The organism is Pseudomonas sp. S150, assembly GCF_004526365.1.
In the GTDB taxonomy this organism is placed as follows: Bacteria; Pseudomonadota; Gammaproteobacteria; order Pseudomonadales; family Pseudomonadaceae; genus Aquipseudomonas; species Aquipseudomonas putida_A.
In genome coordinates this window covers 2,920,570-2,936,018 of sequence record NZ_CP038207.1, presented here as the reverse complement: position 1 = coordinate 2,936,018, position 15,449 = coordinate 2,920,570, and the positions used below count along the sequence as shown (strand labels likewise).

General features: G+C 61.2%; 10 protein-coding genes. 2 read left to right on the top strand and 8 right to left on the bottom strand.

From position 1 onward, the window contains the following. Positions 1-15: 15 nt before the first annotated feature. Positions 16-1,716 (bottom strand): glutamine--tRNA ligase/YqeY domain fusion protein, encoded by a 1,701-nt coding sequence (locus E3Z29_RS13395; protein WP_027614640.1) that lies wholly within the window; start codon positions 1,714-1,716, stop codon positions 16-18. Positions 1,717-1,981: 265 nt separating this feature from the next. Between E3Z29_RS13395 and E3Z29_RS13390 the strand changes: the two genes are divergently transcribed. Next, the gene (locus E3Z29_RS13390; protein WP_134785991.1) at positions 1,982-2,488 is read left to right on the top strand and encodes a peptidylprolyl isomerase; all 507 of its coding nucleotides are present in this window, start codon (positions 1,982-1,984) and stop codon (positions 2,486-2,488) included. After that, the gene (lpxH, locus tag E3Z29_RS13385; RefSeq protein ID WP_134785990.1) at positions 2,485-3,231 is read left to right on the top strand and encodes a UDP-2,3-diacylglucosamine diphosphatase; all 747 of its coding nucleotides are present in this window, start codon (positions 2,485-2,487) and stop codon (positions 3,229-3,231) included. The genes E3Z29_RS13390 and lpxH overlap by 4 nt, the downstream gene beginning before the upstream one ends. 179 nt (positions 3,232-3,410) lie before the next feature. Here the strand turns inward: lpxH and E3Z29_RS13380 are convergent, their stop codons facing one another. From E3Z29_RS13380 to E3Z29_RS13350, 7 genes are all read right to left on the bottom strand, one after another. Next, on the bottom strand, positions 3,411-4,940 hold the full coding sequence (locus tag E3Z29_RS13380; protein ID WP_047597558.1) for a DHA2 family efflux MFS transporter permease subunit: 1,530 nt from the start codon (positions 4,938-4,940) through the stop codon (positions 3,411-3,413). 239 nt (positions 4,941-5,179) lie between these two features. Then, entirely contained in the window at positions 5,180-6,382 is a 1,203-nt protein-coding gene (locus E3Z29_RS13375; protein WP_134785989.1) for an efflux RND transporter periplasmic adaptor subunit, read from the bottom strand. 14 nt (positions 6,383-6,396) lie between these two features. Further along, entirely contained in the window at positions 6,397-7,866 is a 1,470-nt protein-coding gene (locus E3Z29_RS13370; RefSeq protein ID WP_134785988.1) for an efflux transporter outer membrane subunit, read from the bottom strand. After that, positions 7,856-8,338, bottom strand: coding sequence for a MarR family winged helix-turn-helix transcriptional regulator (locus E3Z29_RS13365; RefSeq protein ID WP_134785987.1), 483 nt, complete (start codon positions 8,336-8,338; stop codon positions 7,856-7,858). The genes E3Z29_RS13370 and E3Z29_RS13365 overlap by 11 nt, the downstream gene beginning before the upstream one ends. 237 nt (positions 8,339-8,575) lie before the next feature. Continuing rightward, a complete protein-coding gene (locus E3Z29_RS13360) occupies positions 8,576-9,895 on the bottom strand; it encodes a DUF308 domain-containing protein (RefSeq protein ID WP_134785986.1) in 1,320 nt (439 codons plus the stop codon). A 94-nt stretch (positions 9,896-9,989) separates the two neighbouring features. Beyond that, positions 9,990-13,664 carry a translocation/assembly module TamB domain-containing protein gene (locus E3Z29_RS13355; protein WP_134785985.1) on the bottom strand — a complete coding sequence of 1,225 codons (3,675 nt, stop codon included), beginning with the start codon at positions 13,662-13,664 and terminating at the stop codon, positions 9,990-9,992. After that, positions 13,661-15,388 (bottom strand): autotransporter assembly complex family protein, encoded by a 1,728-nt coding sequence (locus tag E3Z29_RS13350; RefSeq protein WP_134785984.1) that lies wholly within the window; start codon positions 15,386-15,388, stop codon positions 13,661-13,663. Before E3Z29_RS13350 ends, E3Z29_RS13355 begins: the two co-directional genes overlap by 4 nt. Between the last annotated feature and the right edge of the window lie 61 nt (positions 15,389-15,449).

The following is a 15,449-nucleotide window of genomic DNA, read 5'->3' as shown; positions in this document are numbered from 1 at the left end:
TTCCTTGACGCTAAATCACTGGCCCCACGAATCACGCAGGGTCACGGTACGGTTGAATACCGGCTGACCTGGTTTCGAGTCCTTGATGTCGGCGACGAAGTAGCCTTCGCGCTCGAACTGGAAACGGTCTTCCGGCTGTGCATTGCCAAGCGATGGCTCAGCACGACAACCGGTCAGCACTTGCAGTGAGTCAGGGTTGATGTTGTCGAGGAAACTCGCGCTGTCTTCGGCCTTCTCCGGATTCGGAGAACGGAACAGGCGATCGTACAGACGCACTTCGCACTCGATGCTGGCAGCCGCCGGCACCCAGTGGATCACGCCTTTGACCTTGCGGCCTTCAGGGTTCTTGCCCAGGGTGTCCGGGTCGTACGAGCAACGCAGCTCGACGATGTTGCCGTCGGCGTCCTTGATCGCTTCGTCGGCACGGATCACGTAGCTGCCACGCAGACGCACTTCGCCGTTCGGCTCCAGGCGCTTGTAGCCCTTTGGTGGTTCTTCCATGAAGTCATCGCGGTCGATGTAGATTTCACGGGCGAACGGCAGCTGGCGCACGCCGAGTTCTTCTTTCTGCGGATGACGCGGCAGTTCGAGGTTTTCGACCTGACCTTCCGGGTAATTGGTGATCACGACTTTCAACGGACGCAGCACGCACATGGCGCGCGGCGCGTTCGCGTCCAGATCCTGACGGATGCTGAACTCGAGCATGCCGAAATCGACCACGCCATCGGAACGGTTGGTGCCGATCATGTCGCAGAAGTTACGGATCGACGCCGGCGTGTAGCCACGGCGACGGAAGCCGGACAGCGTCGACATGCGCGGGTCGTCCCAGCCATTGACGTGCTTTTCATCGACCAGTTGCTTGAGCTTGCGCTTGCTGGTGATGGTGTAGTTCAGGTTCAGACGGCTGAATTCGTACTGGCGCGGGTTGGCCGGCACCGGCAGGTTTTCCAGGAACCACTCGTACAGCGGACGATGGCTTTCGAATTCCAGGGTGCAGATCGAGTGGGTGATGCCTTCGATGGCGTCCGACTGACCGTGGGTGAAGTCATAGTTCGGGTAGATGCACCACTTGTCACCGGTCTGATGGTGATGGGCGTGGCGGATGCGGTACATGATCGGATCGCGCAGGTTCATGTTCGGCGAGGCCATGTCGATCTTCGCGCGCAGCACGCGGGCACCGTCCGGGAACTCACCGGCGCGCATGCGCGCAAACCAGTCGAGGTTCTCTTCCACCGAACGGTCGCGGAACGGGCTGTTCTTGCCTGGCTCAGTCAGGCTGCCACGGTATTCCTTGGCCTGCTCCGGGGTCAGGTCGTCGACGTAGGCCTTGCCGGCCTTGATCAGCTCGATGGCCCAATCGTGCAACTGGTCGAAATACTGCGAGGCGTAGCGCACTTCGCCGGACCACTCGAAGCCCAGCCATTTGACGTCGGATTCGATCGCGTCGATGTATTCCTGGTCTTCCTTGGCCGGGTTAGTGTCGTCGAAACGCAGGTGCGTGACGCCGCCGAACTCCTGGGCCAGGCCGAAGTTCACGCAGATCGACTTGGCGTGGCCGATGTGCAGGTAGCCGTTGGGCTCAGGCGGAAAACGGGTGACGATCTGGGTGTGCTTGCCCGAGTCCAGGTCTGCCTGGATGATCGGCCGCAGGAAATTGACCGGCACGGCAGGGCCGGACTTGGCATTCGAGGTAGGGTCGACAGTGGGCTTGCTCATAGGATCCTTGACTTACATGTGCGCGGCCGCAAAGGGGGCCAGACAAAACAAAGCCGCTATCATAGCCGATGCTGTCAAGGGCCTGACAGAGTGCGGCCTATAAAGGAGCGCATTTAATCGCCGGGATATGAAAAACAGCCTCGAAATTCGCGCCTGTCACGCTAAACTGCGCACCTTGGCCGATGGGCTGAACCGGTATAGGGCGCAAATGTCCCAATACCCACGAATTCCTTATAAAACGCTTCATTGAAAAAGAGCACCGATCATGACTCAAGTCAAACTGACCACCAACTACGGCGACATCGTCATCGAACTGGACGCTGAAAAAGCGCCGATCACCGTTGCCAACTTCCTTGAATACGTTAAGGCCGGTCACTACGAAAACGTAGTCTTTCACCGTGTGATCAAGGGTTTCATGATCCAGGGCGGCGGTTTCCAGCCTGGCATGCAGGAAAAGAAAGACAAGCGCGCCAGCATCCAGAACGAAGCCGACAACGGCCTGAAGAACGAGAAGTACACCCTGGCCATGGCCCGCACCATGGACCCGCACTCGGCCTCGGCGCAGTTCTTTATCAACGCCACCAACAACAGCTTCCTCAACCACACTGCCAAGACCGCTCAGGGCTGGGGTTACGCCGTGTTCGGTAAAGTCGTTGCCGGTACCGACGTGGTCGACAAGATCGAAGGCGTGGCCACCACTTCCAAGGCCGGTCACCAGGACGTGCCGAAAGACGACGTGATCATCGAGAAAGCCGAGATCATCGAAGCGTGATATTGCTGATTTCAGACTTGCATCTGGAAGAGGAGCGCCCGGACATTACCCGGGCGTTTCTGGATTTGCTCGCCGGACGCGCCCGCTCGGCGAGTGCGTTGTACATCCTCGGCGACTTTTTCGAGGCGTGGATTGGCGACGATGCCATGACGCCCTTCCAGCGCTCCATCTGCCTGGCCCTGCGCGAACTGAGCGACAGCGGCACGGCGATCTTTCTCATGCACGGCAATCGCGACTTCCTGCTCGGCAAGGCCTTCTGCAAAGCAGCCGGCTGCACCCTGTTGAAGGACCCGAGTGTCGTGCAGTTTTACGGCGAGCCGGTGCTGCTGATGCACGGCGACAGCCTGTGCACCCGCGACGAAGCCTACATGAAGCTGCGCCGCTACCTGCGTAACCCGATCACCCTGTTCATCCTGCGCCACCTGCCGCTGAGCACCCGCCACAAACTGGCGCGCAAGCTGCGCAGCGAAAGCCGCGCGCAGACGCGGATGAAGGCCAATGACATTGTTGATGTCACGCCTGAGGAAATTCCGCGGATCATGCAGCAATACGCGGTGAAAACCCTGATTCACGGGCATACCCATCGTCCGGCGATCCACAAGCTGCAACTCGGCGAGCAGGCGGCGAAGCGGATTGTGCTGGGGGACTGGGATCGTCAGGGTTGGGCGTTGCAGGTGGATGAGAACGGGTATGCCCTGGCACCGTTCGACTTTGCTCCGCCGCCGGCCCTGCCGCACGGCTGAAGATCGCCCCCCCTCACCCCAGCCCTCTCCCCCAGGGGGGCGAGGGGGAAAGGGAGCCGATCTTCATGCTATTCAAAACCTGAGTTCAACTCGGTGGCTCAGGTCGGCGGACCTCGAAAGAAACCCTCAGTCAGTCCCCTCTCCCTCCGGGAGAGGGTTAGGGTGAGGGGCTTTTGACCTTAGTGTCCTGAAGCAGCAGGCCCGGCCTTCGCCGCAAACGGCGGCTTCGCCAGCCACACAATCAGAATCAGCCCCATGAAGCCCCAGCCCAGCAGCGTGAAGTAATCCACGGTGGAGAGCATGTACGCCTGACTGGTGAGGATCTGATCCATCTGCGCGTACGCCGATTGGCTCGCGCCGCCTAAATGGTTCAAGGTCTCGCGGGTCGCCGGTTCGAAGGTACTGATGCTTTCGCTCATGTACGCATGATGCTGATCGGCGCGGCGGATCCAGATCCACGTGGTCAACGATGCCGCAAAGCTGCCGCCCAAGGTGCGCAGGAAGGTTGCCAGGCCTGCGCCGTCGGCGATCTGGCTTGGCGGCAGGTCGGACATCAGGATGCTCAGGGTCGGCATGAAGAACAGCGCCACGCCGATACCCATGAACAGCTGCACCAGAGCGATGTGCTGGAAGTCCACCTCGTTGGTGAACTCGGCGCGCATGAAGCAGCTCAGGCCAATCGCCAGGAACGCCAGACCAGCCAGCAGGCGCAGGTCGAACTTGTTCGCGTACTTGCCGACAAACGGCGACAGCAACACCGGCAGAATCCCGATCGGCGCCACCGCCAGACCGGCCCAGGTCGCGGTGTAACCCATCTGGGTTTGCAGCCACTGCGGCAGGATCAGGTTGATGCCGAAGAAACCGGCGTATCCAAGGACCAGCACCAGCGTGCCGATGCGGAAGTTGCGGTAGGCGAACAACCGCAGGTTCACCACCGGATGCTGGTCGGTCATTTCCCAGATGACGAACACTGCCAAGGCGATCACCGAAATCGCCGCGCCGATGATGATGAAGTTCGACTCGAACCAGTCCAGGTCATTGCCCTTGTCGAGGATCACCTGCAACGCGCCGACGCCGATGATCAACGTGATCAGCCCGACGTAGTCCATCGGTTGGCGACTGGTTTCCACCGGGCGCTTGGCCAGTTGCGAGCGCACCACCATCACCGCAAAGATGCCGATCGGTACGTTGATGAAGAAGATCCACGGCCAGCTGTAGCTGTCAGTGATCCAGCCACCAAGGATGGGCCCGGCAATCGGCGCGACCACCGTGACCATCGCCAGCAACGCCAGGGCCATGCCGCGCCTCGCGGGGGGATACACGGCAATCAACAGGGTTTGCGTCATCGGGTACAGCGGCCCGGCCACCAGGCCTTGCAGCACGCGGAAGCCTATCAATTCCGGCATCGAGGTGGAGATACCGCAGAGGAACGAGGCCAGCACGAACAGAATGGTGGCCCAGAGAAACAGCTTCACCTCGCCGAAACGCCGACTGAGCCAACCGGTCAGCGGCAGCGCGATGGCGTTGCTCACGGCAAACGAGGTGATCACCCAGGTGCCCTGCTCCGAACTCACCCCGAGGTTGCCGGAGATGGTCGGCAGCGCCACGTTGGCGATGGTGGTGTCGAGCACTTGCATGAACGTCGCCAGCGACAGGCCGATGGTGCTGAGCAACAGGCTGGGCGGCGTGAAAGAGGCGTTATTGCTCATTGTGAATCCTATGAAACCGGGTTGACGCTGCGTCTGTTAAAGAAGCAGTTGCCCATAAGGAACAGGCCCTTGTGATGAGGAAGTTCATCTGTGGTGAGGGGATTTATCCCCGATGGGTCGCGAAGCGGCCCCTCCTTTGATTCAGAAAAGCCGGGCCTGCTGCGCAGTCCATCGGGGATAAATCCCCTCACCACAGTAAATCTCATCACCTTGAGAACCTGTTCCCACAGGGGGAAGATTCAGCGTTGCGCGGTCTTGCTCACCGCAGCGCTGTTGTCGTGGATCAGTTGCGCAATCATCGCGTCGGCTTCGGCCAGTTGGCGGTCGTAGACGTTGGTGCTGAACGAGGCCTTTTGCGGTGGTTGCTGGGCCAGCACCGGACCGCTCTGGTCATGCAGGTTCACTTCAACGTTGGTCGACAGGCCGACCCGCAGCGGGTGCTTGGCCAGTTCTTCGGCGTTGATGTGAATCCGCACCGGCACGCGCTGCACGATCTTGATCCAGTTGCCGGTGGCGTTCTGCGCCGGCAACAGGGCGAACGCGCTGCCGGTACCGGCGCCGAGGCTGTCGACGGTGCCGCTGTACTTCACGCTGCTGCCGTAGATGTCGGACTCGATGTCCACCGGTTGGCCGATGCGCATGTCACGCAATTGGGTTTCCTTGAAGTTGGCATCGATCCACAGTTGATCCAGCGGAATCACCGCCATCAGCGCGGTGCCCGGCTGTACGCGCTGACCGAGCTGCACGGTGCGCTTGGCGACGTAACCGGTGACTGGCGCGATCAGGGTGCTGCGGGCGTTGGTCAGGTACGCCTGACGCAGATCCGCTGCGGCGGACATCACGTCCGGGTGCGACGAAACCACGGTGTCATCGACCAGCGCGCTGGTGGTTTTCAGTTGCTGCTTGGCGTTGGCCAGGGCGTTTTGCGCCGAGGTCAGGTCGTCGCGGGCGTGGGACAGTTCTTCCTGGGAAATCGCCCCGCCAGCAGCGAGGTTTTTCCGGCGGTTGTAGTTGTCCTGAGCCTTCTGCACCTCAGCCTGTTGCGCGTTGACCTGGGCTTTCATGCCATCGACGTTGCTGTACAGGCCGCGCACCTGACGCACGGTACGCGCCAGTTTCGCCTGGGCACTTTGCAGGCCGACTTCAGCGTCGTTCGGGTCAAAGTTGATCAGCACCTGACCTTCGTGAACCAGATCACCATCGTCAGCGCCAATGCTGACCACGGTGCCAGTGACCAGCGGGGTGATCTCCACGACGTTGCCGTTGACGTAGGCGTCGTCGGTGCTTTCGTTGAAGCGCCCGATGAATTCGTGATACGCCCAGACGCCGGCCCCGGCGAGCAGGACCACGACGGCCAGCACCAGCAGCATGAATTTGCGTTTGCGTGGATTACCGGTGTCGGGGGTGTTGTCTTGAGTTTGAGTGTTTTCGGCAGTGGCCATGACAAATACCTGAATTAGTTGTGCGACGTGGCTGGGGTGGTGTTGGCTGCGGTCAGGGTTTCACCCTGAAAGCCGCCGCCCAGCGCTTGCATCAGTTGAATCGACAGGTCGATCTGCTCGGCATTGAGGTTGGCCAGCTGACGCTGGGCCTGCAGCAATTGCTGCTCGATGCTGAGCACGTCCAGGTAGTTGCCGATGCCGGAACCGTAACGCTGGACGACGGTGTTGTAAGAATCCTGAGCAATCTCGGTGGCGTGTTGCTGCGCGCCGATCTGCCGGCCGATGTCACGCAACTGATTGATCGTATCGCTGACATCACCGAGGGCTTTCACCAGACTTTTGTTGTACTGCGCCACCGCCAGATCGTAATCGGCGTCGCGCGCATCGAGGTTGGCGCGCAGGCGCCCGCCGTCGAAGATCGGCACCGAAATGGTCGGGGCGATGCTGAAGAAACGACTGGCCGACCCGAACATCGCGTCACCCAACAAGGATTCGGCACCGGCCGAAGCCGTGAGGTTCAAGTTGGGATAGAAGCGGGTTTTCGCCGAGTCGATGTCCTTGCTCGCGGCCTCAACGCGCCAGCGCGCAGCGACCAGATCCGGACGCCGGCCGAGCAGTTCCGCCGGCAATACCGACGGCACCGCCACGGCGCTGGCTTGCAGAACTTTCGGTCGAGCAATTTCGTTGCCGCGATCCGGGCCTTTACCGAGCAGTACGGCCAGGGCGATTTTCGCGCTGTTCAGACGTTTTTCAGCGTCGATCAGGCTGGCTTCGGAACTGGCCTCAAGGCTTTGGGTTTGCTGGAACTGGTACTGGCTGTCGATCCCGGCACTCAAGCGGCGCTGGCTCAGATCGAGCATCTGTTTGGTGCGTTTCAGATCGTCGTTGGCCAGGTCGTAAACGATATGCGCCTGACCCAGATCGCTGTAGGCCCGGGCCACGTCGGCGGCGAGGGTCAATTGCGCGGCCTGACGGTCGACTTCGGCAGCGCGAGCCTGACCGAGTGCAGCTTCCCAGGCATCACGCTGGCCGCCCCACAGGTCGAAGTTGTAATTGAAACCGGCGCTGACGTTACGCACGGTGGCGTAGGCATCGCCCTGCCCTCGCGGGTCCTGATCCTTGGCCAGGCGCGAACGGCTGATGCCGGCGCTGGCGTCGAGGGTCGGATAGCGTTCGGCATCGGCGGCATACGCGGCGGCGCTGGCCTGATGCGCGCGGGCTTCGGCGATCTGCATGTCCGGGCTGTCGTGCAGCGCTTCGCGGATCAGCCCGTCGAGTTGCGGGTCGCCGAGGCTGGTCCACCAGTCGCTTTTTGGCCACGCGGCCGGCGACAGGGTCACGCCGTTGAGGGACTGGCTGGCGTTGAGGCTTTTCGCATCCAGGCTTTTGCCTTGAGTGTCGAGGCCGCTGTAATTGGCGCAGCCGGCGAGGATCATCGCCGACAGCACCAGGGTCAGGCTGGTGCGCAAGGTTTTACCGCTCATTGTGTTCACCTAACCGCTGGATAGTGATCGGGTCACCGGCTGCCAGCAGGATTTTCTTGAGGATGTATTCCAGGGTCTTCAACTCGTCCGTAGTGACGGCACCGGCCAGTTCATTCATCGCATCGGCGCCGATGTGCGGCAGGCGATCGGCCAGTTGCTGGCCCTGCTCGGTGAGCTTGAGCTGCACCTGACGGCGATCGCCTTCGCTGCGTTGGCGAACAAGGAAGCCTTTCTGCTCCAGACGATCGAGCATGCGTGTCATCGAACCGCTGTCCAGCGACAAATGCCGGCACAGCTCGGCCGGGGTGTCGACGCCGAACTGGGCCATGATGATCAACACCTTGAATTGCGCGGCTGTGATGCCGTGGGGTTCCATGTGGGTGTCGATGATCCGGTCCTTGAGCAGCGCGGCACGGCCGAGCAACAGGCCGAGATGGCAATGTTTGAATTCGTCCGGGGTGAAATGCTTCATGTGCTCACCTAATAACTGCCTAGGCAGTGAATGTATGTCGAGATGTTACTGCCTAGGCAGCGAATGTCAACGTAATAGTTAGGTTGCTTTGTAATTAGTTGACCAGTGGACTGGGTTTTTGTGTTGCCCGCACTGACGCTTTCGCGAGCAAGCTCGCTCCCACAGGGATCTCATGCATACATGGATCAATGTGGGAGCGAGCTTGCTCGCGAAGGCAGCGACTGGGTGTAACGTCGGTCAGGATTTGTCGGAAGGATGCACAGATGGCGGCTGGAGGGGATGCACTTCGCGCCCGCGCAAGGCCGTCAGCGCATAACCGCAAGCGCGTTTGATCACCGCATACATGCTGTGCCAGCCCGGCGGTGCCGGCTCGATGGCGGCATGCAACGCCCGTGCATAATCGAGCACCAGACCGGGCGTCCAGGCCATCACTTCGGCGCGTTTACGCACCTGCGCCGCCACCCAGAACTCGGGGCTGAGTATCACTCTGGCGAAATCGAGCATGCTCGAATGCCCGCGATTCATCGCCCCTTCAAGGGCTGCTTCGAGGCTGTGGGCGACGGCACTCGAGCAGTTGCGGCTGGTGAGATTGTATGTGCTGTTCTGCCGATACTCAGCCCAGAACGCCTGCAACCGCCGGGCGTCATAGTGAGCAAAACTGACCTGAACCGAAGACGGGCACCAGTCGGCCACCTCCCCCGCATAGTCAGGCAGAAACCGCCCGGCGACATCGTTGTTCGGCGTCGCCCGCAGCAAGCGCACGAAATCCCCCGCCGAACGATCGATGTCGTCCAGCGGGTAATGGCTGATGTAAATCTCCGGGCCACATTCCAGCGCCGCGTGGCCGGCGGAGATCACGCCGTTGATGTCGACCGCTGCGATATAGCGGTTGAGCAGACGGTTGCGCACCAGAGTGTCATCGACGGTGCCGCTGGGGGTCCAGACATGGATCACCAGCGCTGTGCTGGGGGCCGGCCCACCGACCGAGGCCGGACTCGCCAACGGTGGCTGGTGTTTGAAGCGCAGTGACTGGCGCAACAACGCGCAGCCCGAAAGAAAGATGCTCATGCCAATGCAGAAAGGCACCGTGCCCTTATACAACGTCGGATACGGTTCGAGGATGAACAGGCCAAAGGTGATTTCGAACAATCCGGTGAGCAGCGACAATCGCCAACCGACAAAGCGCACCACCACCGCCGCCGCCAGCCGAAAGCCGCCATCGAGCAGAAACGCCACACCGAACAGCACTGCCAGAATCAGGCTGGCGACATGTTGCCGGTCGACGATCAGCAGCCCAAGCAGCAGGAACGCCAGACCGCGCGCCTTGCGCAAAGCGGCGGCGGTGCCGGTCTGCGGTGCTGGCACCAGCAGGATAATCAGGGCCTCGAGTAACAGCAGATAGCCAAAGACATGCAGCGGAAAATACAGCACACCGTCCAGCGCATCGATGAAGATCGCCACCCCGGCCGCGCCCCAGACAATGCCGGTCAGCGCCAGCGTCGACCAACGGTTACGGACAAAGTCATTACCGAGCAAGACCATACTCAAGCGGACCATAGGCGCAACCGGCAAGGTTTTGAGGGTTCGGTGAGTCTAATACATCCTGGAAAAACCGGATCGCAGCGTCACGACCCGGCTATTGGCCACGTTCTCAGAAATCGCGCTTGTAGAAGATATCCAGCGAACTGGCGACACCGCTGGCGGCTTCGACATATACCTTCTTGCTCAGCTTGTAACGCAGCGCGATGGTGTTGGCTGGCTCGAACACGCCGACGCCATAACGCAGACTGAGTTTCTCGGAGATGTTGCCGCTGGCGACCACGCTGGTGGTGTTGCCGCTGCCCTGGGTATCGAGCTGGAAGTCCTGAATCCCAAGATCTTTGGCCAGGCCGCTGGTGACCCCGGAACTGCCCATCAAGCCCAGGCCCAGCGCCGCTTGCGCGAGCATGTTGTTGTCTTCGCCGTTGGTGCTCAGCGGACGCCCGAGCACCAGATACGACAACGCCTGCTCCTGACTCATCGCCGGTTCAGAGAAGATTTGCGTGGTCGGTTGCTCGGCGCTGCCGCTCAGGCGGATACCGGCAATCACGTCGTCGGTCTGGCGGATCGCTTCGATGTCCAGATACGGCTGATCGATCGGGCCGGCAAACAGCAGCCGCGCACGACGCACGTTCAGGCGCTGGCCATAGGCGCGGTAACGGCCGTCGTTGAGCCACAGCTCGCCACGGGTGTCCATGTTGTCGCCGATGTGCACGTGACCTTGCAGGTTGGCGGTCAGGCCGAACCCGGCGAAGCTCAGTTTGTCTTCGCCGACCACCACGTCGATGTCCATTTTCATCGCCAGCGGTGGTTTGCCCTCTTCGGTCTGCGCGCCGACGATGATCGTGTCGTCGGAAACCTTTACCGTCGATGGCGGCAGTTCACGCACGGTGATTTCGCCTCGCGGCACCTGTACCTTGCCGGCAATCTTCAGCTCATCGCCGGCCATGGAAATTTTCAGGTCCGGCGCCACTTCAAGCTTGGCGTACGGTTCAACGGTGACCGGCAATTGCGTGCCCTTGAGCGCCAGATCGACCACCAGCGCCTGGCCCCAGGCGACGTTACCGTTCAGGCTGCCCTGCCCGCTCTTGCCACTCTTCCAGCCGCCGTCCAGACGCACCGATTCACCGGCAATCACCGCCTGCAGTTGCAGGTCTTTGAGTTCCATCGGCAGCTCGGCGCCGGAGACTTCGCCGTCACTGAGCTTCACCGTGCCGTTGACCAGCGGCGCCAGCAGTCCGCCGGATATCGTGCCGCTGCCGTTGAGGCGCCCGGTCAGTTTCTCGACCATCGGCACAAACGGCCGCGCCACCGAAAGGTCCAGCCCGCTGAGACGGAAAGAACCACTCAGCGGTTTGTTTTTCGGCAACGGATTGAGCTGTGCCTGCACCATCAATTCGCCGAGCTTGCCGCCGACGAAGTTGAGTTCGGTGTCCACGCGCTTCGGTGTGAGTTTGCTGGTGAGCTTCAGGGTCTGGTACGGGAAGTCCAGCCACTGATCCTTTTCCTTCATGCGCAAGGTGCCGCCGCTGGCGTCGACGCTGACCACGCCGTTGGGGCCGCTGGCTGGCAGGTCCAGTTGCAGGTCGGCGTTGAGCTTGCCCTGCCAGGCGAAGTCTTTCGGTAGCCATTGTGCGAGGCTTTCAATCGGGAACTGCTTGAGGTGGTAACGCAGTTTCGGCTCCGGCAGCAGGCGCTGATCTTCACCGCACAGGCTGGCATTACCGGACATCCAGCAATGCGCGCCGAAGTTGATCTTGCCGTCGGCGAGGCGTTCGAGTTTGGCCGGGCTCTGCAGTTTCCAGTCCTGGCCGCCGGCCTGAATATCGCCGCTGGCCAAACGACCGCGCCAGTTACCCTTGTCCAGATTGCCGTCCAGGCCGAGGGCCAGTTTCAACTTCGGCCCGAGCAGGTCGAGGTTGAGTTTCTGGCTCTTGATGTCGCCCTGCGCGCTGGCGGTCAATACGCCAAGATTGGTATCGCCGGCCTGAATGCCACTGCCTTTGAGATCGATCTTCGCTCGTTGCGCACTGTCGAGCGTGGCGTCGAGGTTGAGGCTTTGCAGGCGATTGTCCTGGAACGCCAGTTGCGAACCTTGCAGATCAAGTTTGCCTTGCGGTGCTTTCAGCGTACCGGCAACGTTGACCTGACCCGTGACCTGCCCCCGCAGCTGCGGCCAGAGCTGGGCCAGACGCGTCAGTTTGATGTCGATCTGGCCGGTGAGTTTCTGTTGCAGGCTGCCTTTGCCGCTGATGCTGTTATCGCCGAGGCGGATGTGCAGGGCATTCAGGTTCCACTGCTCACCCGCGCCGTCAGCCTTGGCTTGCAGGATCGCCGGTTGCCCACGCAATTTGCCTTTGAGGTCGAGATCGGCGGTGAGGCTCAGGCGTTCGTTCTTCATTTCGCCTTTGCTGCGCAACGGGCCGGCCAGGGTGCCCGGCAGCTGCGCAACCCAGTACGCCGGGTTCAACGCAGAGAGATCCAGCGCAGTGTCCCAGGCGATGCCATCGGCGAACTGCACGTTGACATGGCCTTCGGCCTTGCCCTGCCCGGCTTCCATTTTCAATTGCGGCAAGGCGATCTGTTTCAGGCTGCCGCTGAACGGACTGCTCAGGCTGAACGCCCCCGCCGGTCCATCGAGGTCGGCGGCGAAGTTACCGAGGTACTGACCGTCGGTGTAGGAGACTTCGCCAGTGAAAGTGCGCAAGGCGACTTGCGGCTCGTCGATTTCGTTATACAGCCGATGCCACGGGAAATCCTGCCAGTTGATGTTGGCCTGAGCCGTGAGGCCCTTGCTCCAGTCAACGCTGCCGGTGAGCTTGAGGCTTTGCTTATCGTTGGCCGTCAGGTCGAGGCCGGCGATCTGCGCGCCGCTGGCATCGACCTTGCCTTTGAGCAGCAGCGCCACCGGGCCTTTATCGGCGGGCAGCGTGGCATTGCCGTTTAACTGGTAACCGTTTTTCAAGTCACCTTCGCCGGTCAAAACCAGTTGATTGAGTTGCAGAGTGTCCGGCAGATCGGCGCTTGGTTTGAATGCCTCGGAGGTGATACGCACCTTGGCCGGCAGGTTTTCCGCCAGCGGTTGCAGTTCGCCGCTCAACTGGCCGTCGAGGTAACCGTGGCTGTCGGCGTGCAGGTTGAGGGTTTTCAGCAGATCGCCGTCGACTTTCAACGCCAGCGTCCATGGGCCAGTGCCTGGGGACGGCAGGCTCAGGTCACCGGCGATGTTCAGCGGCCAGTTGCCGGTCGGTTGCAGCAGGCCGGAGAGGTTCAGGCTGAGGTCGTCGCGCTGCAGTTTCACGCTGTCGATCTGCATGCCCTGGGCGGTCCAGTGTGCCGCCAGTTGCAGGCCCTTGAGCTGCTCGCTGCCGTTGAACAGCAGGCTGCCGACTTGTACGTCGCCGAGTTCGATGGCCACCGGCAGTTGCAGATCCGGCAGTTTGATCGGGCCGCTTTCAGTGGTTTCTTCACTCGGCGGGAATTGCAGAATGACCTGATCGGCCTTGAGCTGTTCGATGCACAAAGTCATGCGGGTCAGGCACAGCGGTGACCAGGCGAAGATTGCCTTGTTCAGCTCGACGCGACTGCTGTCCTGCTGCCACAGCAGATGATCGGCGCTCCATTGGCCACCGAGACGGCCCTGGAAATTCTCCACGCTCAAACCCGGCACCAGGCTCAGCGCCCAACGGCTGCCGGCCTGCGTCCCGAGTACCGCGCTGATGCTCAGTACGATCAATAACACCAGCGCCAACAGCGCCAGAGCGGTAATTTTCAAACCACGCTTCACAGCTCAGGCCCCATGGAAAAGTGCAGCCGGATGCCGCCGTCGTCGTCCAGCGCGTGGGCCAGGTCGAGGCGGATCGGCCCCACCGGCGAGACCCAGCGCACACCGATACCGACCCCGGTCTTGAGGTTCGGCAGTTCGAGTTTGTTGAAGGAGTTGCCCTGGTCGACGAAGGTCGCGACCCGCCACTTCTCGGCAATCGAATACTGGTACTCGACGCTGCCGGCGACCATGTAGCGTCCGCCAATACGGTCGCCCTTGGAGTTCTCCGGGGACAGACTTTGGTAGTCGTAACCGCGCACGCTCTGATCGCCACCGGCGAAGAAACGCAGGGACGGCGGTACCGAGTTGTAACCATTGGTGGCGCTGCCGCCGACCTGCACCCGACCGAGGAAGCGGTGGTTGTCGAACACCGTGGTCAGGCCTTTGATCAACGCTGTGCCATATAAGAGGTTGTTGTCCGAACCGAGGCCCTCCTTCGCCACCTTGCTTTCAAAGGTCAGGCGATAGCCGTTGTGCGGGTCGATGCGGTTGTCGCTTTTCAGGTACGAGTAACTGATGCCGGGCATCAGCAAGGTACTCAGGCCGGAGTCGTCGCCGAGTTCATATTCTTCGCGCTGCCATTTCAGCGAGATCACTCGCTGCCAGCCGCTGGGCAACTTGCTGTGCCATTCCGGGCCAAACGTCAGCAGCTTGCTCAGGGTGTCCGAGCCGTCGATGTCTTCGTATTGATAACCACCGGCCCAGCGCAGTTTGTCGGTCAGCGGCGGGTCAAGCGGGATGTCATAGAACAATCCGACGTTCTGCCGTGGCGCCGACAACTCGGCTTCCCAGCCGTAACTGTCGCCCTGCGGGTTGACCCAGTGGCGCGTCCAGTTGGCCTTGATCCGCGGGCCGACGTCGGTCGAATAACCGAGGCCCAGGCCCATGGTGCGTGGCTTGCGGGTGTCGAGTTTGACGTCAACCGGGATCACGTCGTTTTTCGCCGCCGTCGGCGCCGCATCGACGCGCACGCCTTCGAAATAGCCACTCGATTGCAGGTCGCGGTTGAGTTCGGCGATCAGCTCGGAGTCATACGGATCGCCAGCCTTGAACGGCACCATGCGTTGCAGCAGGTCTTCGTCGAACGGCGTATCGCCCTCGAAACTGACTTTGCCCAGCGCATAACGCGGGCCGCTGTCGTAGATCAATTCAACGTCGGCCACCCCGGCACGCGGGTCGACCAAAAGTTTCTGGCTGGTGAAATGGCCACTGAAAAAGCCGAAGCGCGAGGCCTGGTTCTGGATCAGGCGTTTGGCGTCTTCATAACGCCCATGGTTGAGCACGGCGCCGGACTTGAGCGTGTCACTGCTCGGCACACGAAAGGATTTGAGGGAGGCGGCAGGCCCATCGACGCGGATGGTGACGTTGCGCAGACGAATCGGTTCGCCGGGATCGATGTTCAGCACCAGGCGCGGTTTTTCGCCGCCCTTCACGTCACTGTCGATCTGCGGCTGGTAATAACCCAAGGCCTGCGCGGCTTTGCGCGCCTGCTCCTCGGCCCCGCGACTGAAGCGCAGCAAGGCTTGTTCGTCACGATCGCCAAGGCTGCCGATATAACCTTCTATATTGGCCTTGAGTTCATCGTTGGACGGTTTGATCCGCACGTCCAATTCACTTTGCGCCAGCGCCGCGCAGCTGGTTAACAGCATGAGCACGCCACTGGTAAATCTTCCTGGAAACTTCATAGGCGCGGATGCTATCACGGGCTTGGGAGCGTGATAGAACAGGAAATTTCCGAAAAAGTTC

What these genes read in the sequence shown, in the direction of transcription:
- E3Z29_RS13365 (WP_134785987.1), bottom strand. Translation starts at nt 8,338, where the DNA reads ATGAAGCATTTCACCCCGGACGAATTCAAACATTGCCATCTCGGCCTG.
- E3Z29_RS13395 (WP_027614640.1), bottom strand. Translation starts at nt 1,716, where the DNA reads ATGAGCAAGCCCACTGTCGACCCTACCTCGAATGCCAAGTCCGGCCCT.
- E3Z29_RS13350 (WP_134785984.1), bottom strand. Translation starts at nt 15,388, where the DNA reads ATGAAGTTTCCAGGAAGATTTACCAGTGGCGTGCTCATGCTGTTAACC.
- E3Z29_RS13360 (WP_134785986.1), bottom strand. Translation starts at nt 9,895, where the DNA reads ATGGTCCGCTTGAGTATGGTCTTGCTCGGTAATGACTTTGTCCGTAAC.
- E3Z29_RS13390 (WP_134785991.1), top strand. Translation starts at nt 1,982, where the DNA reads ATGACTCAAGTCAAACTGACCACCAACTACGGCGACATCGTCATCGAA.
- E3Z29_RS13370 (WP_134785988.1), bottom strand. Translation starts at nt 7,866, where the DNA reads ATGAGCGGTAAAACCTTGCGCACCAGCCTGACCCTGGTGCTGTCGGCG.
- E3Z29_RS13380 (WP_047597558.1), bottom strand. Translation starts at nt 4,940, where the DNA reads ATGAGCAATAACGCCTCTTTCACGCCGCCCAGCCTGTTGCTCAGCACC.
- E3Z29_RS13375 (WP_134785989.1), bottom strand. Translation starts at nt 6,382, where the DNA reads ATGGCCACTGCCGAAAACACTCAAACTCAAGACAACACCCCCGACACC.